Annotated in this window: 22 protein-coding genes; 10 read left to right on the forward strand and 12 right to left on the reverse strand. The window is 69.4% G+C overall.

Annotated features, from left to right (window positions below; all coding sequences use genetic code 11):
• Nucleotides 1-24: 24 nt before the first annotated feature.
• Nucleotides 25-519 carry a DUF3145 domain-containing protein gene (locus tag KJK29_RS26680; RefSeq protein ID WP_215121680.1) on the forward strand — a complete coding sequence of 165 codons (495 nt, stop codon included), beginning with the start codon at nt 25-27 and terminating at the stop codon, nt 517-519.
• Nucleotides 520-645: 126 nt separating this feature from the next.
• Here KJK29_RS26680 and fabF read toward each other — a convergent pair whose 3' ends face one another.
• From fabF to fasR, 5 genes are all read right to left on the reverse strand, one after another.
• On the reverse strand, nt 646-1,917 hold the full coding sequence (fabF, locus tag KJK29_RS26685; RefSeq protein WP_215121681.1) for a beta-ketoacyl-ACP synthase II: 1,272 nt from the start codon (nt 1,915-1,917) through the stop codon (nt 646-648).
• 85 nt (nt 1,918-2,002) lie between these two features.
• Nucleotides 2,003-2,251, reverse strand: coding sequence for an acyl carrier protein (locus KJK29_RS26690; RefSeq protein ID WP_003989952.1), 249 nt, complete (start codon nt 2,249-2,251; stop codon nt 2,003-2,005).
• A gap of 81 nt (nt 2,252-2,332) precedes the next feature.
• The gene (locus KJK29_RS26695; RefSeq protein ID WP_215121682.1) at nt 2,333-3,334 is read right to left on the reverse strand and encodes a ketoacyl-ACP synthase III; all 1,002 of its coding nucleotides are present in this window, start codon (nt 3,332-3,334) and stop codon (nt 2,333-2,335) included.
• Between the two features lie 25 nt (nt 3,335-3,359).
• Nucleotides 3,360-4,289 (reverse strand): ACP S-malonyltransferase, encoded by a 930-nt coding sequence (locus KJK29_RS26700; protein ID WP_215121684.1) that lies wholly within the window; start codon nt 4,287-4,289, stop codon nt 3,360-3,362.
• 89 nt (nt 4,290-4,378) lie between these two features.
• On the reverse strand, nt 4,379-5,584 hold the full coding sequence (gene fasR, locus KJK29_RS26705) for a fatty acid biosynthesis transcriptional regulator FasR (protein ID WP_215121685.1): 1,206 nt from the start codon (nt 5,582-5,584) through the stop codon (nt 4,379-4,381).
• 58 nt (nt 5,585-5,642) lie between these two features.
• Here fasR and KJK29_RS26710 point away from each other — a divergent pair, with 58 nt between their 5' ends.
• Entirely contained in the window at nt 5,643-6,296 is a 654-nt protein-coding gene (locus KJK29_RS26710) for a pirin family protein (protein WP_215121686.1), read from the forward strand.
• A gap of 3 nt (nt 6,297-6,299) precedes the next feature.
• Here the strand turns inward: KJK29_RS26710 and KJK29_RS26715 are convergent, their stop codons facing one another.
• Together KJK29_RS26715 and KJK29_RS26720 are read right to left on the reverse strand one after the other, a co-directional pair.
• Nucleotides 6,300-7,115, reverse strand: a complete 816-nt coding sequence (locus KJK29_RS26715) for a serine hydrolase domain-containing protein (protein WP_215121688.1) — start codon at nt 7,113-7,115, stop codon at nt 6,300-6,302.
• Between the two features lie 18 nt (nt 7,116-7,133).
• A complete protein-coding gene (locus tag KJK29_RS26720; RefSeq protein ID WP_215121689.1) occupies nt 7,134-7,604 on the reverse strand; it encodes a GNAT family N-acetyltransferase in 471 nt (156 codons plus the stop codon).
• Nucleotides 7,605-7,702: 98 nt separating this feature from the next.
• On the opposite strand from KJK29_RS26720, the gene KJK29_RS26725 reads away from it, so the two are divergent.
• Together KJK29_RS26725 and KJK29_RS26730 are read left to right on the forward strand one after the other, a co-directional pair.
• Nucleotides 7,703-8,170 (forward strand): MerR family transcriptional regulator, encoded by a 468-nt coding sequence (locus tag KJK29_RS26725; protein WP_215121690.1) that lies wholly within the window; start codon nt 7,703-7,705, stop codon nt 8,168-8,170.
• Nucleotides 8,167-9,180 (forward strand): aldo/keto reductase, encoded by a 1,014-nt coding sequence (locus tag KJK29_RS26730; protein ID WP_215121691.1) that lies wholly within the window; start codon nt 8,167-8,169, stop codon nt 9,178-9,180. Before KJK29_RS26725 ends, KJK29_RS26730 begins: the two co-directional genes overlap by 4 nt.
• Nucleotides 9,181-9,260: 80 nt before the next feature.
• On the opposite strand, the gene KJK29_RS26735 is transcribed toward KJK29_RS26730, so the two are convergent.
• From KJK29_RS26735 to KJK29_RS26745, 3 genes are all read right to left on the reverse strand, one after another.
• Complete coding sequence (locus KJK29_RS26735; RefSeq protein ID WP_215124473.1) at nt 9,261-10,118, reverse strand: DUF4429 domain-containing protein; 858 nt, start codon at nt 10,116-10,118, stop codon at nt 9,261-9,263.
• 66 nt (nt 10,119-10,184) lie between these two features.
• Nucleotides 10,185-11,393 carry an alpha/beta hydrolase gene (locus tag KJK29_RS26740; protein ID WP_215121692.1) on the reverse strand — a complete coding sequence of 403 codons (1,209 nt, stop codon included), beginning with the start codon at nt 11,391-11,393 and terminating at the stop codon, nt 10,185-10,187.
• Nucleotides 11,394-11,466: 73 nt separating this feature from the next.
• The gene (locus KJK29_RS26745) at nt 11,467-12,099 is read right to left on the reverse strand and encodes a TetR family transcriptional regulator (protein WP_215121694.1); all 633 of its coding nucleotides are present in this window, start codon (nt 12,097-12,099) and stop codon (nt 11,467-11,469) included.
• 138 nt (nt 12,100-12,237) lie between these two features.
• On the opposite strand from KJK29_RS26745, the gene KJK29_RS26750 reads away from it, so the two are divergent.
• Both KJK29_RS26750 and KJK29_RS26755 read left to right on the forward strand, forming a co-directional pair.
• Nucleotides 12,238-13,863, forward strand: a complete 1,626-nt coding sequence (locus KJK29_RS26750; protein ID WP_215121695.1) for an MFS transporter — start codon at nt 12,238-12,240, stop codon at nt 13,861-13,863.
• Between the two features lie 235 nt (nt 13,864-14,098).
• Nucleotides 14,099-14,410, forward strand: coding sequence for a small hydrophobic protein (locus KJK29_RS26755; protein ID WP_215121696.1), 312 nt, complete (start codon nt 14,099-14,101; stop codon nt 14,408-14,410).
• Nucleotides 14,411-14,473: 63 nt separating this feature from the next.
• Here the strand turns inward: KJK29_RS26755 and KJK29_RS26760 are convergent, their stop codons facing one another.
• Both KJK29_RS26760 and aceE read right to left on the reverse strand, forming a co-directional pair.
• On the reverse strand, nt 14,474-15,208 hold the full coding sequence (locus tag KJK29_RS26760; RefSeq protein WP_215121697.1) for a potassium channel family protein: 735 nt from the start codon (nt 15,206-15,208) through the stop codon (nt 14,474-14,476).
• Nucleotides 15,209-15,291: 83 nt separating this feature from the next.
• A complete protein-coding gene (aceE, locus tag KJK29_RS26765; protein WP_215121698.1) occupies nt 15,292-18,039 on the reverse strand; it encodes a pyruvate dehydrogenase (acetyl-transferring), homodimeric type in 2,748 nt (915 codons plus the stop codon).
• A gap of 427 nt (nt 18,040-18,466) precedes the next feature.
• Here aceE and KJK29_RS26770 point away from each other — a divergent pair, with 427 nt between their 5' ends.
• The 4 genes from KJK29_RS26770 to KJK29_RS26785 all read left to right on the forward strand — a co-directional run bounded on the left by KJK29_RS26770 (nt 18,467) and on the right by KJK29_RS26785 (nt 20,865).
• Entirely contained in the window at nt 18,467-18,904 is a 438-nt protein-coding gene (locus tag KJK29_RS26770) for a DUF3052 domain-containing protein (protein WP_039932421.1), read from the forward strand.
• 108 nt (nt 18,905-19,012) lie between these two features.
• Nucleotides 19,013-19,471, forward strand: coding sequence for a peroxiredoxin (locus tag KJK29_RS26775; protein WP_215121699.1), 459 nt, complete (start codon nt 19,013-19,015; stop codon nt 19,469-19,471).
• A gap of 147 nt (nt 19,472-19,618) precedes the next feature.
• Nucleotides 19,619-20,194: a TerD family protein gene (locus KJK29_RS26780; RefSeq protein ID WP_184592174.1), complete on the forward strand. Its 576-nt coding sequence runs from the start codon at nt 19,619-19,621 to the stop codon at nt 20,192-20,194.
• 95 nt (nt 20,195-20,289) lie between these two features.
• The gene (locus KJK29_RS26785) at nt 20,290-20,865 is read left to right on the forward strand and encodes a TerD family protein (protein WP_215121701.1); all 576 of its coding nucleotides are present in this window, start codon (nt 20,290-20,292) and stop codon (nt 20,863-20,865) included.
• Nucleotides 20,866-20,954 lie beyond the last annotated feature (89 nt).

The raw sequence follows: 20,954 nt of genomic DNA on the forward strand, positions 1-20,954 counted from the left end.
GGTCCGCTCTGCCCGGAGGTTCCGGTGACGACACGTGGGGTTCTGTACATGCACTCCGCGCCGCGCGCGCTGTGCCCGCACGTCGAGTGGGCCATCGCCGGGGTGCTCGGCACACGCGTCAGCCTGGACTGGATCCGCCAGCCCGCCGCGCCGGGCACCTGGCGCTCGGAGTTCTCCTGGCAGGGCCAGCCGGGCACGGCGTCGAAACTCGCGTCGGCCCTGCGGGGCTGGCAACTGCTGCGCTTCGAGGTGACGTCCGAACCCTGCCCCACCGCCGAGGGCGAGCGCTACAGCTGCACCCCCGACCTGGGCATCTTCCACGCCGTCACCGGCATCCACGGCGACATCCTCATCCCCGAGGACCGCCTCAGAGCAGCCCTGCAACGCTCCCAGCGCGGCGAGACCGACCTGGAAGCCGAACTCAACAAACTCCTCGGCAAGCCCTGGGACGACGAACTGGAACCCTTCCGCTACGCAGGAGAAGGCGCCCCGGTCCGCTGGCTCCACCAGGTGGTGTGAGTAGTTAGGGGCGCGGGGAACTGCGCGAACAACCCCCACCACGCCGCACCCGCCCCACAACGGAACACAAAACGGCGAATGGCCCGAACCCCCACCAGGGAGTTCGGGCCATTCAACACTCAGCGATCAAACCGTCCGAAACGCCAGCACCACATTGTGCCCACCGAACCCGAACGAGTCGTTCAACGCGGCGATCCGCCCATCGACCGGCAGCTTCCGAGCCTCACCCCGGACGATGTCGGCATTCGCCTCCGCCTCCGGGTCCAGGTTCTCGACATTGATGGTCGGCGGAGCCACCCGGTGATACAGCGCGAGCACCGTGGCCACCGTCTCGACACCACCGGCGCCACCGAGCAGATGCCCGGTCATCGACTTCGTCGCGGACACCGCGAAGTGGTCGGCGTCGTCACCGAACACCTTCCGCAGCGCCTTCAACTCGGCGATGTCACCGGCCGGCGTCGACGTGGCATGCGCGTTGACGTGCACGATCTCCGCCGGGTCCAGCTCGTTGCGCTCCAGCAGGTGCTGCAGCGCCTGCGAGATGCCACGCCCCTCCGGCTCCGGCTGCACGATGTCGTGGCTGTCGGCCGAGATGCCCTGGCCGACCGCCTCGGCGTACACCCGGGCCCCGCGCTTCGCGGCGTGCTCGGCGGACTCCAGGACGACGACACCGGCGCCCTCACCGAGGACGAAGCCGTCACGGGCCACGTCGTAGGGACGCGACGCGCCCTGCGGGTCGTCGTTGTTCTTGGACATCGCCATCATGTTGCCGAACGCGGCGATCGGCAGCGGATGGATCGCCGCCTCCGTGCCACCCGCGACGACGACGTCGGCGCGGCCCGTGCGGATCATCTCGATGGCGTAGCCGATGGCCTCGGCGCCCGAGGCGCAGGCGGACACCGGCGTGTGCACGCCGGCCCGCGCGCCCACGGCCAACCCCACGTTGGCCGAGGGGCTGTTGGGCATCAGCATGGGAACGGTGTGCGGGGAGACGCGGCGAACGCCCTTCTCCTTCAGCACGTCGTACTGGTCGAGCAGAGTCGTCACGCCGCCGATGCCGGAGGCGATGACCGCGCCGAGCCGGTCGGGGTCGACGTTCGGGTCCTCGTCGGCGCTCGCTTCGAAACCGGCGTCGGCCCAGGCCTCCTTGGCCGCGATCAGCGCGAACTGCGCCGAGCGGTCCAGACGGCGGGCCTGCGGCCGGGGGATGACCTCGGTCGGCTCCACGGCGACCGGGGCCGCGATACGGACCGCCTGCTCGGCGGCCCACTCCTGCTCCAGGGGCTTGACGCCGGACTTGCCGGCGATCAGGCCCTCCCAGGTAGAGGCTGCGTCGCCACCCAGCGGTGTGGTTGCGCCGATACCGGTGACGACCACGGTGCGATTGGTCGGGCTCACGGGAATTCTTTCTCCAACGGATACGAGGATTAAGCGGCGCCACCGCCGGGTGGCGGGGCAGTCGGCCCAGGGGCTGGTCGGTCGATCAGCCCTGGTGCTTGAGGATGTAGTCGGTCGCGTCGCCGACGGTCTTGAGGTTCTTGACGTCCTCGTCCGGGATCTTGACGTCGAAGCGCTCTTCGGCGGCGACGACGACCTCGACCATGGACAGCGAGTCGACGTCCAGGTCGTCGGTGAAGGACTTGTCCAGCTGGACGTCCTCAACCGGGATGCCGGCGATCTCGTTCACGATCTCGGCGAGACCGGCGACGATCTCTTCCTGAGTGGCGGCCATGTTGGCGCTCCTTCGTAGATATCCAGAGGGTGTGGCAGGTGTTTCCTCCCGTGCCGGACCGCATGATCCGGCACGGAGTGCCTAGGGGAGGGTAACGACAGTCGCGGCGTAGACGAGACCCGCCCCGAAGCCGATGACGAGCGCGGTGTCGCCGCTCTTCGCCTCGCCGGTCGCCAGGAGCCGCTCCATCGCGAGCGGGATCGAGGCGGCCGAGGTGTTGCCGGTGGTGCGTACGTCACGGGCGACCGTGACGGACTCCGGCAGCTTGAGTGTCTTCACCATCGAGTCGATGATCCGCTCGTTGGCCTGGTGCGGAATGAAGACGTCCAGGTCGTCCGCGGAGATGCCGGCGGCGTCCAGCGCCTCCTTGGCGACCTTCGCCATCTCGAACACGGCCCAGCGGAACACCGCCTGGCCCTCCTGCGTGATGGCGGGGAACTTGGCGACCTCGCCGGAACGGTAGTCCGTCCACGGCACGGTCTGCTTGATCGTCTCGGACTTGTCGCCCTCGGAGCCCCAGACCGTGGGGCCGATGGCGGGCTCCTGGGCCGGGCCCACGACGACCGCGCCGGCGCCGTCGCCGAACAGGAAGGCCGTCGCGCGGTCCTCCAGGTCGGTGAGGTCGCTCAGGCGCTCCACGCCGATGACGAGGACGTACTCGGCGGAGCCCTCGACGATCATGCCCTTGGCGAGGGTGAGGCCGTAGCCGAAGCCCGCGCAGCCGGCCGAGATGTCGAAGGCGGCGGCCTTGTTGGTGCCGAGCTTGTCGGCGATCTCGGTGGCGACGGCCGGGGTCTGCTTGAAGTGCGAGACGGTCGAGACGATCACGCCGCCGATCTGCTCGGCGGTGATCCCGGCGTCGGCGATCGCCTTGCCGGAGGCCTCGACCGACATCGCGGCGACGGTCTCCTCGTCGTTCGCCCAGTGCCGGGTCTCGATGCCGGAGCGCGAGCGGATCCACTCGTCGGACGAGTCGATCGTCTCGAGGATCACCTCGTTCGGCACGACCCGGGTCGGGCGGTACCCGCCGACGCCGAGGATGCGCGCGTACGGGGCGCCCTTGCTGGGCTTGATCTTCGCCATGCGGACGGCTCCTTGGGGGCGGCGGTCAGGCGTGCTCTGCGATGAGCTCGCGAGCCGCGTCGAGGTCGGCGGGGGACTTCAGGGCCAGCGTCTTCACACCGGGCAGAGCACGCTTGGCGAGACCGGTGAGGGTACCGCCCGGGCACACCTCGATCAGGGCCGTGACGCCGAGCTCCTTGAAGGTCTCCATGCACAGGTCCCAGCGGACCGGGTTGGCGACCTGACCGACCAGACGGTCCAGCACCTCGGTGCCGGCGGCGACGGACCGCCCGTCCTTGTTCGAGACATAGCTCACCTGCGGGTCACCGGGCGTCAGGGCCTCGGCGGCCTTCGCCAGCGTGTCGACCGCGGGAGCCATGTGGTGGGTGTGGAAGGCGCCGGCGACCTTCAGCGCGACGACCTTGCGCACGCCCTCGGGCTTGTCCGCCTCCAGCGCGGCGAGCTGCTCCTTCGTACCGGCCGCGACGATCTGGCCCGCGCCGTTGATGTTCGCCGGGGTCAGGCCCAGCTTCTCCAGGTGCGGAACCGTCACTTCGGGGTCGCCGCCCAGCAGGGCCGCCATGCCGGTCTCCGTGACGGCGGCGGCCTCGGCCATGGCGAGTCCACGGGTGCGGACGAGGCGGACGGCCTCCTCGTGCGGGAGCACACCGGCGAGCGAGGCGGCGGTGAACTCACCGACGCTGTGGCCGGCGATGGCGCCGACCTTGCGCGGCAGCTCCGCCGGGTCGTCGAACAGCGTGTACGCGGACGCCAGTCCGGCCGCGACCAGCAGCGGCTGCGCCACCGCGGTGTCGCGGATCTCCTCCGCGTCGGCCTCGGTGCCGTAACGGATCAGGTCGAGGCCCACGGCGTCGGACCATGCCTCGAGGGCACCGCGGACACCGGGGAAGTCGAGCCATGCTGACAGGAAGCCGGGCGTCTGGGCGCCCTGGCCGGGAGCGACGAGTACGAGCACTCTCACACTCTCTCTTGGGGACGGGCACGGCCGCCCGTGGGGACAGGGACGAAGAACACGAGGGGGTTTTGTCGGGCTCCGACAAAACCTTAGGGCTGGAGATCTCCATCGACCAGACGCCCCAGGATCAGAGCGATCCGCAGCGTGAAGGCAGAGCGTACATCGGAGGGTGACCAACCGGTGACGTCAGTCACACGTCGAAGCCGGTAGCGGACGGTGTTGGGATGGACGAACAGCATCCGGGCGGCGCCCTCGAGACTGCTCGCCTGTTCGAGATAGACACTGAGGGTCTCCAGGAGCGCGGCCCCGGCCTCCTCCAGTGGTCTGTAGATCTCCTCCACCAGTTGCTCACGGGCCGAGGGGTCACCGGCGATCGCGCGCTCCGGGAGCAGGTCGTCCGCCAGGACCGGGCGCGGGGCGTCCTGCCAGGCGGAACCCGCCTTCAGCCCCGCCGCGGCGGCCTGCGCGGACCGGGTCGCGGCCAGCAGGTCCGGCACCACCGGGCCCGCCACGACCGGGCCGGCCGCGTACGGGCCGATCAGCGACTTGGCGACGGCCAGCGGGTTGTCGCTGCCGCCCGCGATGACGACGAGGCGGTCCCCGAGCACACCGGTCAGCACCTGGAGCTTGGCGTGCCGGGCGGCCCGCCGGATGGCCTCCACGGTCAGTTCGGAGTCGCCGTCGGGGGCGGTGCCGAGCACCACGCACACGTGTTCGGGTGAGTTCCAGCCGAGGGCGGCGGCGCGGGACACGGCGCCCTCGTCGGCCTCGCCGCTGAGCACGGCGTTCACGACCAGGGACTCCAGCCGGGCGTCCCAGGCACCGCGTGCCTCGGCGGCCTGCGCGTACACCTGGGCGGTCGCGAAGGCGATCTCCCGGGCGTAGACGAGCAGTGCCTCGCGCAGCACGCTCTCGTCGCCGGGGGCCGCGACCTCGTCGATCGCGCTCTCCATGACCTCGATGGTGGTGCGCACCATCTCCACGGTCTGGCGCAGCGTGATCGCCCGGGTCAGCTCGCGCGGCGCGGTTCCGAACACATCGGTGGAGATGGCCTGCGGGGCGTCCGGCTGCCGGAACCACTCGGTGAAGGCGGCGATACCCGCCTGCGCGACCAGACCGATCCAGGAACGGTTCTCCGGTGGCATGGCCCGGTACCAGGGCAGCGTCTCGTCCATCCGCGCGATGGCCTGCGCGGCGAGCGATCCGGACGACTCCACCAGCCGCTTCAGCGTCGCGGCATGCGCGTGGGTGTCGTGTGGGGCGGCTGCGTTCTTACTGGTTTCGGGTTCGGGCACGGGACAAGACTGCCTTATCCGGACGGGAAGGTGCGTCGGCGGGTCTACGGTGGTCTCCGTGATGGACGTACGGCGCGCTCACGAGCGCTACCCCGGTGGGGAACCCGCCGCGGGGATCGAGACCTGGCACGCCTTCTCCTTCGGGCCGCACTACGACCCGGACAACCTCCGCTTCGGCGCGGTGATCGCCTGCAACGAGGAGCGGCTGGCGCCGGGGGCCGGCTTCGACGAGCATCCGCACAGCCACACCGAGATCGTCACCTGGGTCGTGGAGGGCGAGCTGACGCACCGGGACTCCACCGGCCACGAGTCGGTGGTGCGCCACGGCGACGTGCAGCGGCTCAGCTCGGCGGGTGGGGTACGTCACGTGGAGCGCAACGACGGCCCCGGCCCCCTCACCTTCGTCCAGATGTGGCTGGCCCCGCTCCGCCCCGGCGGCGACCCCTCCTACGAGGTCGTCCACGGCATCGCCGACTCGACGCCCTACGCCGTCCCGGAGGCCGGAGCCATGCTGCACGTGCGGCGCCTCGCGGCGGGGGAGCGGACGGCGGTGCCGGACGGGGCGCACGCGTACGTACATGTCGTACGGGGTGACGTACGCCTCGACGGCGAGGAACTGGCCGCGGGCGACGCGGCCCGCATCACCGACGCCAAGTCACTGGAGGCCGAGGGCGTGACCGACGCCGAGTTGCTGATCTGGGAGATGTCCTAGGCCCTAGAGCTCCGCGAGCACGGCGTCCGTGAACGCCGGCCACGCCTCCACCGCCCACGGCCCGAACGCCCGGTCCGTCAGCGCCACGCACGCGGCACGCGCGTCGGGGTCGATCCACAGGAACGTACCGGACTGCCCGAAATGCCCGAACGTGCGCGGCGAGGACGAGGCCCCCGTCCAGTGCGGCGACTTGGAGTCGCGGATCTCGAAGCCCAGCCCCCAGTCGTTGGGGTTCTGGTGGCCGTACCCCGGCAGGACGCCCTTCGTGCCCGGGTAGGTCACGGTCATCGCCTCGGCGACCGTACGGGGATCCAGCAGCCGCGGCGCCTGCACCTCGGCCGCGAACCGCAGCAGATCCTCGACCGTGGACACCCCGTCCTTGGCCGGGGAGCCCTCCAGGACCGTCGAGGCCATCCCCAGCGGCTCCAGCACGGCCTGCCGCAGATACTCCCCGAAGGGAATGTCGGTCGCCTTCGCGAGATGGTCGCCCAACTGCTCGAAACCGGCGTTCGAGTACAGCCGCCGCTCCCCGGGCGGCGCCATGACCTTGTGCTCGTCGAAGGCGAGACCCGAGGTGTGCGCGAGCAGATGCCGCACCGTCGACCCGGCGGGACCGGCGGGCTCGTCGAGCTCGACGGCCCCCTCCTCGTACGCCACGAGCACCGCGTACGCGGCCAGCGGCTTGGTCACCGAGGCGAGCGGGAACCGCTGCCCGGCCGGACCGTGGGTGCCGACGACGGTGCCGTCCGCCCGGACGACACCCGCCGCGGCGGTGGGAACCGGCCAGTTCTCGATCAACGCGAGGCTCTTGAGCGACATGCGTTCGACCCTATGCGCTCAGAGCGTCAGCTCCAGCAAGGGGTCGGGCTTGGGCCGGAAGCCCAGGGAGACGTAGAGCGGCTCGGCCTCGGGGGAGGCGGTGAGCTGGACGCGCCGGGCGCCGCGCGTACGGAACCACTCCAGCAGGGTCTGCATGCACGCCCGCGCGTACCCGCGCCGCCGGGCGTCCGTGTCGGTGGCGACGCTGAACACGAAACCCACCTTGCCCTGCGGGTCGCCCGACTTCCCGATGCGGTAGTCGATGGTCCCGGCCACCAGCGACGCCAGCGCCCCGGGCCGCTCCGGATGGTCCACGACGAACGCCACGAAGTCCGCCTCCGGCTTGCCCAGTTCGGCCTTCAGCGTGGGCAGGGACTCCCCGTGCCAGCGGGTGGAGGTGTCGCTTGCGAACAGCGACTCGATCATGATTTGGCGCAGCCGCAGGACTTCCTCGGCGTCCTCGGGCAGGGCACGACGTACTGAACTCATGACTCCGTACGCTAACCAGACGGATCAAGAAACGTCCTGCCGATTTCTTACCGTCGGCGCTTGCTTGGAGTGCACTCCAAGGTTCTAGCGTTGGGGCCATGACGGTGATGGATACCACCACGGGGACCAGGACCGACACCTGCGCCGGCCCGCCGCAGCAGGACCGCCGCCCGGACGGCGAGGACAGGTACACGATCAGCGAGGTCGTCGCCTTCACCGGCCTGACCGCGCACACCCTGCGCTGGTACGAGCGCATCGGCCTGATGCCGCACATCGACCGGTCCCACACCGGCCAGCGCCGCTACACCAACCGCGACCTCGACTGGCTCGACCTCGTCGGCAAGCTCCGCCTGACGGGCATGCCGGTCGCCGACATGGTCAGGTACGCGGAACTGGTGCGCGAGGGCGACCACACCTACGGCGAGCGCTTCGGCCTGCTCAAGACGACCCGCGAGGACGTCCTGGCCAGGATCGACGAACTCCGCGGCACGCTCGCCGTGCTCGACCGGAAGATCAGTTTCTACGCGGACGCCGGGCGTGCCCTGGCGTCGGAGAGGTCCCGATGACGGACGGCAGGATCACGACGGCGAAGCTCGGCGACGACGGCCCCGAGGTGGGCGTCCAGGGCCTCGGCTGCATGGGCATGAACTTCGGCTACGGCCCCTCGGACGCCGACGCTTCCCGGGCGACCCTGGAGCGGGCCCTCGAACTCGGCGTCACCCTCTACGACACGGCCGACGCGTACGGGGCCGGGGAGAACGAGCGGTTTCTGTCGCCCTTCTTCAAGGCCCACCGCGACGAGATCGTCATCGCGACCAAGTTCGCCCTGTCGATCCCCCCGGACGACCCGACGCGCCGCGTCGTCCGCAACGACCCGCCCTACATCCGCGAGGCCGTCGAGGCGAGCCTGAAGCGCCTGGACGTCGACGCCATCGACCTCTACTACATGCACCGGCGCGATGTGAACGTGCCGATCGAGGAGAGCGTCGGCACCATGGCCGAACTGGTCCGCGAGGGCAAGGTCAAGCACCTCGGCCTGAGCGAGGTCACGGCCGGCGAACTCCACGCCGCCCACGCCGTCCACCCCATCGCCGCCGTGCAGTCGGAGTGGTCGCTCTTCAGCCGTGACATCGAGACGAACGTCGTCCCGGCGGCCCGCGACCTCGGTGTGACCCTCGTCGCGTACTCACCGCTGGGCCGCGGCTTCCTCACCGGCTCCTTCGCCAGCGCCGATGACCTGTCCTCGGGCGACTTCCGCCGCCAGCAGCCCCGCTTCACGGGTGAGAACGCGACGGCCAACGGCGCCCTGCTGGACCCCATCCGCACGATCGCCGACACCCACAACGCATCGATAGGCCAGATCGCCCTGGCCTGGACCCACCAGCAGTCGACCGTCCACAACCTCCCGGTCATCCCGATCCCAGGCACCCGCAAGCCGTCCAGGGTGGAGGAAAACACAGCGGCAACGAGGATCGTCCTCACCGACGAAGAACTGACCCAGCTGAACCAGATAGCGGCCAAGGTGGCAGGCAACAGGTACGCGGACATGGCTTTCACTTCTGCCGGACGGGAGTGAAGCAGACATAAGGGGCGCGGGGAACTGCGCGACCGGCCACACTCAACCCGCACCCGCCGGCGCGCAGCAGCCCGCAGACGCTAAAGCTCCGCCAACAACTCGGCCTTTTTGACCGAAAACTCCTCATCAGTCACCAACCCGGCCTGATGCAACTCCCCAAGATGCCGAATCCGCTCAGCGATATCCGCAGGATCACGGCGCGGCCCAGCCGCAGACACAGCAGCCACCGGCTGAGACGTCCGCACCGCCGCCAACACCGCCGCAGCGAACGGCAGTGACTCATGCACCGGCCCATACCCCAGCCCGAACACCACCGCCGCCGGATCCTGATCGGCCTGCGCCGCAGCAGACCCCGTGTCCCGGCCCAGCAACCGCAGATGCCCCTCGAACACCTCGGGCGAGCGCCACTCCACCCCGTTCAGCTCCCCGACGGGAAAGTTCTGGTCGCCGGCCTTCCACTTCGCCGACGACGCCCCCGTCCAGAACCACCGGAAGTTGACCGTCCGCCCGTCGAACGAGGCCTTCCCGTCGTACGCCTTGAACGACAACGGCCCCTTGGGCGGCTCCACGAGGAACCGATCCGCCGGCCCGGACTCCGTCAGCAGGCCCCGCAGTTCGTCGGCGTAGTACTCCGCGAGCACCTCGCGCTCGGCGGGCATCACCAGCCGGTAGGGGTCACCGCTCTCCTTCAGCTGCCCGGCGGCCGCCTCCATCAAGGGGTCCGCCCCGGGTCGCGGCTCGACGCGCAGCACCACTGTGCCGCGCTTCCCGCGGGTCAGCGTCACCCCGGCGATCGCGTCCAGCGGGACACGGCGTTCCCCGAGCGCCTGAAAGAGCTTCGGTGTTCGAATCCCCCGTTCGTAGCGGATGAGCACGGAGTCGGACTCGAACTCCCAGGCGGCATGAAATCCGGCCAGTACGTCACCCATGCGGCTCATCGTATGCGGCACGCGCCCCTCCGTCCCCCTCCCGAGCAGACCGCAATTTCTTCGTCTCTACGCGCGTCAGGCCGCCGCCGTGCCGGACAAACCGGTCCGGCAGACGCCGTCTTCGTGCGCGCAGTGCACCGAGCGGTATGCGCCAACGCCGATCTCTGCGAAATTCATCAGACTTGCCGTGCCCGGCTCGAAGTAGCCGGCGTGACCCTTCGCGCCCTGCGCCGACAGGACCCGCGCACCGAACGCGGAGGACACCGGGTCGGCCCCGTGGCCGAGACCGCCGACCTTCAGGTACGGCACGTCCTGGATCCAGTCGTCGGCGTCCCGCATGGCCCACACCCGGGCGCCTGTGTGCAGTTGGGCGGCCTTCTCGACGCTCATGCCGGGGCTGCCGGCCACCGCGATGTCGGACACCTTGGAGGGCAGCGAACCCGCCGCGACGCCGCACACCACGGAGCCGTAGCTGTGGCAGAACAGCGAGACCGGCTTGTCGCCGGGCAGCGCCCGCACCAGCGCGTTCAGCCGTACGGAACCCTCCGCGGCGCGCATCGCCGTGGCCGAGTCGATGCCGAGTCCGCTGGGGGCCGTGTAGTCGGCCCAGGCGATCACGGCCGTACGGGTCGAGGGGCTAGCCTTCCGCTCGGCCGCGTGCAGGGACTCGGCCATGCCGACGGGCGCCGAGTACTTGCGCTCGGTGCGCTGGAAGGTGAGCAGGTCGGTGTCCACGCCGGGCACGACGACCGAGACCCGGTCCGCCCTGCGCAGATTGCCGAAGACCTCCGCCACCCGGCCCGAGCCCTCGGGGTCGAAGGCGAGGATGTGACGCCCCGGCTCCATGAGGTCCTCGAAGCGGTGCATCCTCCGGCCGGCCTCTTGCTTCCCGACCGCCGTGAGACGGGTGTCGTGCATGCGTTCCCGCTCGACCTTGCGCGCCTGTTCGAGCGCGACGCGATTGGCGCGATAGCGCAGCTCGACCGGGGCGCCGTTCATGTTGCCGACCGCGAGCGGATACTTGCGGACCAGGCTCGCGCGGTCCTGCGCGGTGAGGGAGGCGAAGAAGCGGGCCAGCTTCTTCGGCTCGGTCTCGGGGTCCGGCAGTCCGTGACCGCCGATCCGGCCGTGCTCCCATGCGGAGAGCGAGGCCTGGAGCGGCGTGTCGCCCCGCTGGTTGCGCAGGGCCGTCCAGCCGGTGGTCGCCAGCATCACGAACACGACGGCCAGAGCGAGCAGCGCGCGCCAGACGTTCAATTGCGGGGTGGTGTCGAAGGAAGTCACTGAAAGGACACACTAGGAGAACGAGAGGGTCTCGCGTTAACCAAGTGACCGGGATCACGTTTCGGTGTGTGTGCTAAGGGGACTGTTCTGTACGCCAGTTCCCGGCCAGTGCCGGACCCACCTGATCCAGGTATGTCGTGGTGAGTTGGCGCATTCCCGCGAGGCTGAGTTCGTCCCCCGCGGACCACAGTCGTTCGGTGACCCGAATCACCCCGCCGAACAGGGCCACGATGATCCTCGGCCGCGGGTCCGCGTCCACGTCCAGCCCCTCGCGCTCGGCGATGATCCGCGCGAGCTGCTCCTCCAGCTCGGCCGACCGCCGCAGATGGGCGGCGAACAGCGCGGGCGTCGACTCGATCACCCGGTAGACGCGCAGATGGAGGTCGATCGGCACGATCTCCTCGACGGCCTCGTTGATCGTGTCCCAGCTCTCCAGCACGGCCCGGCGCAGCGCCTCCAGCGGGGCCTCGTCCGGCGGGCGCACCTGCAGGGCCTGGACGACGAGTCCCTCCGCGAGTCGCGGCACGAAGAACGCCGTCTCCTCCTTGCCGGCGAAGTAGCGGAAGAAGGTGCGCTGCGAGACGTCGACGGCGGCGGCGATGTCGTCGACGGTGGTCTCGTCGTACCCGCGCGTGGCGAACAGTTCGAGGGCGGCGCGCAGCAGCGCGTCCCGGGTGCGCTGCTTCTTGCGTTCACGCAGGTTCAAGCGGCTCTCTCTCCTCCGAGTCTGCTCCGGCCCCCCTCCGGGCCGTTTTCGCAGTTCAGGCTATCCGAGGGTGTCCTGTCAGTTACCGACTTGTGAATCGGTTTGTCAATTGTCAGTGGCTGTCATTAGCCTCGTCGCATGACTAGTCAGACCACCATCGACACGACGGGGTCGGGGGGCAAGGCACCGGTGGCGCCGTCGGACGCGACGCCGGGCAAGGGGCTGCGGGGACACCCCTGGCTCACCCTCATCACCGTCGCTGTGGGGGTCATGATGGTGGCCCTCGACGGCACCATCGTGGCCATAGCCAACCCGGCCATACAGAAGGACCTCGGCGCGACCTTCGCCGAGGTCCAGTGGATCACCAACGGATACTTCCTCGCCCTCGCGGTCTCCCTGATCACCGCGGGCAAGCTCGGCGACCGCTTCGGCCACCGGCAGACCTTCCTCATCGGCGTCGTCGGCTTCGCCGCCGCCTCGGGCGCGATCGGCCTGTCCGACAGCATCGCGTTCGTCGTCGTCTTCCGCGTCCTTCAGGGCCTGTTCGGCGCGCTGCTGATGCCGGCCGCGCTCGGCCTGCTGCGGGCCGCCTTCCCGGCCGAGAAGCTGAACATGGCGATCGGCATCTGGGGCATGGTCATCGGCGCGTCCACCGCCGGCGGCCCGATCCTCGGCGGTGTGCTCGTCGAGCACGTCAACTGGCAGTCGGTGTTCTTCATCAACGTGCCGGTCGGCATCCTCGCCGTCGTCCTCGGCGTGCTGATCCTGCTCGACCACCGCGCCGAGAACGCCCCGCGCTCCTTCGACCTCCTGGGCATCGCCCTGCTGTCGACGGCCGTGTTCTGCCTGGTGTGGGCGCTCATCAAGGCCCCGCCGTCCGAGTGGGGCTGGGGCGACGTCAAGACGCTGTCGTTCCTCGGCGCTTCCGTGCTGTGCTTCGTGCTCTTCGCCTTCTGGGAGACGAAGGTGAAGGAGCCGCTGATCCCGCTCGCGCTGTTCCGTTCGGTGGCGCTGTCCGCGGGTGTCGTGCTGATGATCCTGATGGCCATCGCCTTCATGGGCGGCCTGTTCTTCGTGACGTTCTACCTCCAGAACGTGCACGGCATGAGCCCGATCGACGCGGGTCTGCATCTGCTGCCGCTCACCGGCATGATGATCGTCGGCTCGCCGCTGGCCGGCGCGATGATCACCAAGTTCGGCCCCCGTGTCCCGCTCGCCGGCGGCATGGCGTTCACCGCGATCGCCATGTACGGGATGTCGACCCTGGAGACGGACACCGGCAGCGGCGTCATGTCGCTCTGGTTCGCGCTGCTGGGCTTCGGCCTCGCGCCGGTCATGGTCGGTGCCACGGAGGTCATCGTCGGCAACGCGCCCATGGAGCTCTCGGGCGTGGCGGGCGGTCTTCAGCAGGCCGCCATGCAGATCGGCGGCAGCCTCGGTACGGCCGTGCTGGGCGCGGTGATGGCCTCCAAGGTCAACAGCGACCTCGCGGGCAACTGGGCGAAGGCGGGCCTTCCGCCGCTGACGCCGGAGCAGGAGCACCAGGCGTCCGAGGCGGTCCAGGTCGGTGTCCCGCCGCTGGCGCCCGGGACGCCGGACGCGATCGCCGCGAAGATCACGGGCGTCGCGCACGACACGTTCATCTCCGGCATGAGCGCGGCGTCCCTCGTGGCCGCCGGGGTCGCCGTCGTCGCGGTGCTGGTGGCGTTCCTCACCAAGCGCGGTGAGAACGCGGAGGCCGGCGCGGGAGCGGCGCACATCTGACGCTCCCTGACGGGGCGTTCGCTCATCAGGGTGAACCAGACCGCTGACCCCTCCCCTTCGGCGGGCCTCGCAGGTCACAGTGGGTCAAGTCCTCCGCAGGGCATGGAGGACGGTCGCTGCGGCGCGCTGCCGGAGGGGGGCAGCGCGCAGGCAGCGGGATTGAGCCTCGCATCGTGTGGTACCCGCCATGTCGTACCCGCACCAACCCCAACCGACCGAGGGTTTACGGGAGTCGATGATGGCGAGCTTCGGACACGGTACGCGCAGGCACCCCCGCTCACGTGGCCGGACGGGGTCACGGACCGGGCCGGATCGCGCGACGCTCGCAATCATCGGAGTCATCTGCGCGGTCGCCGGATTCTTCGTGCTGGGGATCATCCTCGGCCCCGCGGCGATCGTCTGCGGCTGGCTCGCCATGGGCCGCACGTGGTCGGGCTCCCGCCCGACCACGGCCGTGGTCGCCCTGATCCTGGGCGCCATCGACACCCTCCTGGCCATCATCTGGCTGGCCGGAGCGACGACTCCGGGCAACGGCCTGCTGTTCTGACCCGGGGAAGCGACCGGCAAACGAAAAGGGCCTCCGGCACCGAGCCGGCGGCCCTTTCGGGTCTCACTCCACCGGCGTCCCCTTCAGCGCCGCCAACTCCCCCCGCAGCGCCCGCACCTCCTCCGTCAGCTCCCGTATCGCCTCCGTCTGCCGGCGTTCCTCCACGTCGTCCTTCTCGAACCGCGCTATGAACCACGCCGCGATGTTCGCCGTCACCACACCCAGCAGCGCGATCCCGGAGAGCATCAGCCCGACCGCCAGCATCCGCCCCAGACCGGTCGTCGGCGCGTGATCCCCGTACCCGACGGTCGTCATCGTCGTGAAGGACCACCACACCGCGTCACCCAGCGTCCTGATGTTCCCGTCCGGCGAGTCCCGCTCCACCGACAGCACCGCCAGCGACCCGAACATCAGCAACCCGACCACCGCGCCGGCGACATACGTGGTGAGCCGTATCTGCGAGGCCATCCGCGCCCGCTGCCCGACCAGCAGCAGCGTCGACACCAGCCGCAGCAGCCGCATCGGCTGGATCACCGGCAGCAACACCGCGCACAGGTCGAGCCAGTGCGTCCGTACGAACCGCAGCCGCCGCTCCGCGAGCGCCAGCCGGATCACGTAGTCGAGCGCGAACGCGCCCCACACCACCCACTCCACCGCGGTGCACAGTTCCACCACGTCCCGGCTCGCGTCCGGCCGGACGATGGGCACGGCGTAGGCGACGGCGAAGGCCAGGGCCAGGCCGAAGAGGGGCCGCTGAGTGTGCTGTTCCCAACGGAGTTGGGCCGACTGCTCTTGCATGGCCGCATCGTAGAAAACGTGAAGGGGTGGTGCGCCCACGGTGTACCCGTGACGCGCACCACCCCTTGACGGTGTTCAGCGGGTCAGGCGTCGCCGCCCGCGGCCCCCGGGTCGGCCGCCGCCACGTCGAGCAGCTGGTACCGGTCGATGGCCTGCTTGAGCGCCGACCGGTCGACCTTGCCCGCCCGGGCCAGCTCGGTCAGCACCGCCACCACGATCGACTGCGCGTCGATGTGGAAGAACCGGCGGGCCGCGCCCCGCGTGTCGGCGAAGCCGAAGCCGTCCGCGCCGAGCGACTGGTACGTCTGCGGCACCCAGCGCGCGATCTGGTCCGGAACCGACCGCATCCAGTCGGACACGGCCACGACCGGCCCCTGCGCGTCGGCGAGCTTCCGCGTCACATACGGCACCCGCTGCTCCTCCTCGGGGTGCAGCAGATTGTGCCGCTCGCAGTCCACGGCCTCGCGCCGCAGCTCGTTCCAGGAGGTCGCCGACCAGACGTCCGCCTTGACGTTCCACTCCTCGGCCAGGATCTGCTGCGCCTCGACCGCCCACGGCACCGCGACACCGGACGCCATGATCTGCGCCGGGATCGAGCCCTCGGTGCCCTCGCTGAAGCGGTACACGCCCCTGAGGATGCCGTCGACGTCCACGTCCGCCGGCTCGGCCGGGTGCTGGATCGGCTCGTTGTAGACGGTCAGGTAGTAGAAGACGTCCTCGCCGTGCGGGTGCTCCTCGGAGCCGCCGTACATCCGGCGCAGGCCGTCCTGCACGATGTGGGCGATCTCGAAGCCGAACGCCGGGTCGTACGCGACGCAGCCGGGGTTCGTGGAGGCCAGCAGCTGGGAGTGGCCGTCGGCGTGCTGGAGGCCCTCACCGGTCAGGGTCGTACGGCCCGCGGTCGCGCCCAGGACGAAACCGCGCGCCAGCTGGTCGGCCATCTGCCAGAACTGATCGCCGGTGCGCTGGAAACCGAACATCGAGTAGAAGACGTAGACCGGGATCAGCGGCTCGCCATGGGTGGCGTAGGCCGATCCGGCCGCGATCAGCGAGGCCGTGCAGCCCGCCTCCGAGATGCCGTCGTGCAGCATCTGGCCGTTCGGCGACTCCTTGTAGGCGAGCAGCAGATCGCGGTCGACCGACTCGTACTGCTGGCCGAGCGGGTTGTAGATCTTCGCACTCGGGAAGAACGAGTCCATGCCGAACGTGCGGTACTCGTCCGGCGCGATCAGCACGAACCGCTTGCCGATCTCCTTGTCCCGCATGAGGTCCTTGAGGAGCCGGACAAAGGCCATCGTCGTCGCGATGGACTGCTGGCCCGAGCCCTTCTTCACGGTCGCGTACGTCTTGTCCTCGGGGAGGGACAGCGGCTCGGACCGCACGACACGCGTCGGGACGTAACCGCCGAGTCCCTTGCGGCGGTCGTGCATGTACTGGATCTCCTCCGAGTCCCGGCCCGGGTGGTAGTACGGCGGCGCGCCGGACTCCAGCTCCTTGTCCGGGATCGGCAGGTGGAGGCGGTCGCGGAAGCGCTTGAGGTCGTCGACCGTGAGCTTCTTCATCTGGTGCGTGGCGTTGCGGCCCTCGAAGTTCGGGCCCAGCGTCCAGCCCTTGATCGTCTTGGCGAGGATCACCGTCGGCTGGCCCTTGTGCTCCGCCGCCGCCTTGTACGCCGCGAAGATCTTCTTGTGGTCGTGACCGCCGCGCCCCAGGTGCAGGACCTGGTCGTCGGTCATGCCCTCGACCATCGCCCGCAGCCGGTGGTCGTCGCCGAAGAAGTGGTCGCGGATGTACGCGCCGGTCTCGGTCGCGTACGTCTGGAACTGTCCGTCGGGCGTGGTGTTCATTCGGTTGACCAGCACGCCGTCGCGGTCCTGGGCGAGCAGCGGGTCCCAGCTGCGGTCCCAGACCAGCTTGATCACGTTCCAGCCGGCGCCGCGGAAGACCGACTCCAGCTCCTGGATGACCTTGCCGTTGCCGCGCACCGGGCCGTCGAGGCGCTGGAGGTTGCAGTTGACGACGAAGGTCAGGTTGTCCAGGCCCTCGCGGGCGGCGAGCGTGAGCTGGCCCAGCGACTCCGGCTCGTCCATCTCGCCGTCGCCGAGGAACGCCCATACGCGCGACTTGGAGGTGTCGGCGATCCCGCGCGCGTGCATATAGCGGTTCATCCGCGCCTGGTAGATCGCGCCGATCGGGCCGAGGCCCATCGACACCGTCGGGAACTCCCAGAAGTCCGGCATGAGACGCGGGTGCGGGTACGAGGACAGGCCGTGGGGCGCCTTCGACTTCTCCTGCCGGAAGCCGTCCAGGTTCTCTTCGCTGAGCCGGTCCAGCATGAAGGCGCGGGCGTAGATGCCCGGTGAGGCGTGGCCCTGGAAGAAGACCTGGTCGCCGCCGTCGCCCTCGTCCTTGCCGCGGAAGAAGTGGTTGAAGCCGACGTCGTAGAGGGACGCGGAGGACGCGAACGTGGCGATGTGGCCGCCGACGCCGATGCCGGGGCGCTGGGCCCTGGACACCATCACGGCCGCGTTCCAGCGGGTCGCGTTGAGGATCTTCCGCTCGATCTCCTCGTTGCCCGGGAAGAACGGCTCGCTCTTGGTCGGGATGGTGTTGACGTAGTCGGTGCTGCGCATCTCCGGCACGGCCACGCGCTTCTCGCGGGCCCGCTCGATCAGCCGCAGCATCAGATAGCGGGCGCGCTCCCGGCCGCGCTCGTCCACGGCGGCGTCGAGCGAGTCGAGCCACTCCTGCGTCTCTTCGGGGTCGAAGTCAGGAACCTGACTCGGAAGGCCGCCAATGATGATCGGGTTGCGATCGGATGCGGAAGCCACGCTGTTCCTTACCTGTCGGAGGGCCGTGCCGGGGCCGCTGCTTCGCTGGGGTCGCTGGGCGATGTCGCTGGGCTGCGCCGCCACCCATGGTCTACCTCGACGCCGTAAACGTCATCTCTACCGATCGGTAACCCCAGGCGTGACGCCGGCGGGAACTCGGCTCTGTGACGTATGGGACGAATACATTCGAGTCTCGTACCCACAGACGATTCCCAAACGCCCAAACAGGGCAGAAAGGTGTGGTGTACGTCACCTCGGACCATGATGGTGTGCCTGGAGTTGCGGCGACACGGCCAGGATCGTCACCGTTTCGGCGGTCTGAACGGCCGGGTACTTGCGCGATCCGCCCCGCCCGTGTGGACTACGGCCAATGCTTCGCGCACGCGCGTGGCTGAGACATTCCCAAAACATGATCAGGAGGCAACCCGTGAGCGCGACCGCGGACCACGCGGAGGAGCGGACGAACCCTGCCGCCAGGCTGGGGTTCCAGCCCGGGCAGGTGGTCCAGGAGATCGGCTACGACGACGACGTGGACCAGGAACTCCGTGAAGCCATCGAAGGCATTGTGGAGAGCGACCTGGTGGACGAGGACTACGACGACGTGGCCGACGCCGTTGTGCTGTGGTTCCGTGACGACGACGGCGACCTGACGGACTCGCTGGTCGATGCCACCACGTACATCGAAGAGGGCGGCGCGATCCTGCTCCTCACGCCGAAGACCGGCCGTTCGGGCTATGTGGAGCCGAGCGACATCTCGGAGGCCGCCACCACGGCGGGTCTGACGGCGTCCAAGAGCGTCAGCGTCGGAAAGGACTGGAGCGGCAGCCGGCTGGCCACGCCGAAGGCCGCCAAGTCCAAGCGTTAGTCGTTGGACGGGGCGGGCCGACAGCCGTCGGCCCGCCCATCGGCCTGCCCCGGTGCCTGCGTAGGGTGGCTTCCATCCGAGAAGCCGCACGAAGGGACATCCACCACGATGGCGATCCAGGCCGGCGAGAAGGCCCCCGACTTCGAGCTCAAGGACAACCACGGCGCGAGCGTGCGGCTGTCCGACTTCCGCGGCGAGAAGAACGTCGTGCTGCTCTTCTACCCCTTCGCCTTCACCGGCGTCTGCACCGGCGAGCTGTGCGAGCTGCGTGACAACCTGCCGCAGTTCGCCGACCGCGACACCCAGCTCCTCGCCGTCTCGAACGACTCCATCCACACCCTGCGCGTCTTCGCCGAGCAGGAGGGTCTGGAGTACCCGCTGCTGTCGGATTTCTGGCCGCACGGCAACGTCTCGCGGGCCTACGGCGTCTTCGACGAGGACAAGGGCTGCGCCGCGCGCGGCACCTTCGTCATCGACAAGGAGGGCGTCGTGCGGTGGACCGTCGTCAACGGCCTGCCGGACGCGCGCGACCTGAACGACTACGTGAAGGCGCTCGACTCCCTGTGACGCCGGTCGGGCGTCATGTGCCCGACACCCGCTGAATTCCGGGCTTCAGGGCCTGGGTGGTGCGGGAACCCGTCACTAGGATCGACTCGTTGATCCGACATCCGAGCACAACGGGGCATCCCGCCCCAGAACACCAATGGAGGACTCGTGGGAGTCAGCCTCAGCAAGGGCGGCAACGTATCGCTTAGCAAGGAGGCGCCGGGCCTGACCGCGGTCATCATCGGTCTGGGGTGGGACATCCGCACCACGACCGGCACGGACTTCGACCTGGACGCCAGCGCGCTGCTGCTGAACAACTCCGGCAAGGTCGGCAACGACCAGCACTTCATCTTCTTCAACAACCTCAAGACGCCGGACGGCTCCGTCGAGCACACCGGCGACAACCTCACCGGTGAGGGCGAGGGTGACGACGAGCAGATCAAGGTCGACCTCGCCACCGTCCCGGCCGACGTAGAGAAGATCGTCTTCCCGGTCTCGATCTACGACGCCGAGACCCGCCAGCAGTCCTTCGGCCAGGTGCGCAACGCGTTCATCCGCGTCGTGAACCAGGCCGGCGGCACCGAGATCGCCCGGTACGACCTGAGCGAGGACGCCTCCACCGAGACCGCCATGGTCTTCGGTGAGCTCTACCGCCACGGCGCGGAGTGGAAGTTCCGCGCCATCGGCCAGGGCTACGCCTCGGGCCTGCGCGGCATCGCGCAGGACTTCGGCGTGAACGTCTGAGCGGACGAGCTCAAGGCCTCACCATCCGGCGCCGCACGGTTTACGTGCGGCGCCGGACGCGCAGGACCACCTGAGAAGGAACAGGGGAGGGAATCATGGGCGTCACGCTCGCCAAGGGAGGCAATGTCTCCCTGTCCAAGGCCGCACCGAACCTCACGCAGGTGATGATCGGGCTCGGCTGGGACGCGCGCTCCACCACCGGAGCCCCCTTCGACCTCGACGCCAGCGCCCTGGTGTGCGGCGGCGGGCGGGTGCTCGGGGACGAGTGGTTCGTGTTCTACAACCAGCTCAAGAGCCCGGACGGCTCGGTGGAGCACACCGGTGACAACCTCACCGGTGAGGGCGACGGCGACGACGAGTCGCTCCTGATCGACCTCTCCAAGGTGCCGCCGCAGTGCGACAAGATCGTGTTCCCCGTCTCCATCCACATGGCCGACGAGCGCGGCCAGACCTTCGGCCAGGTCAGCAACGCCTTCATCCGCGTCGTGAACCAGGCCGACGGCCAGGAACTCGCCCGCTACGACCTGAGCGAGGACGCCTCCACCGAGACCGCGATGATCTTCGGTGAGGTCTATCGCTACCAGGGCGAATGGAAGTTCAGGGCCGTGGGACAGGGGTACGCGTCGGGGCTGCGGGGGATCGCGCTGGACTTCGGAGTCAGCGTCTCATAACGCGTTATGAGCAAAATCCGGGGCCCGGTGGGGTATGGAGGGGGCCGGACTAGACTTCGGCTTCAAAAGTTCGTAAAGCCGGGTACGGC

The sequence above is a fragment of the Streptomyces koelreuteriae genome, from assembly GCF_018604545.1.
Classification (GTDB): domain Bacteria; phylum Actinomycetota; class Actinomycetes; order Streptomycetales; family Streptomycetaceae; genus Streptomyces; species Streptomyces koelreuteriae.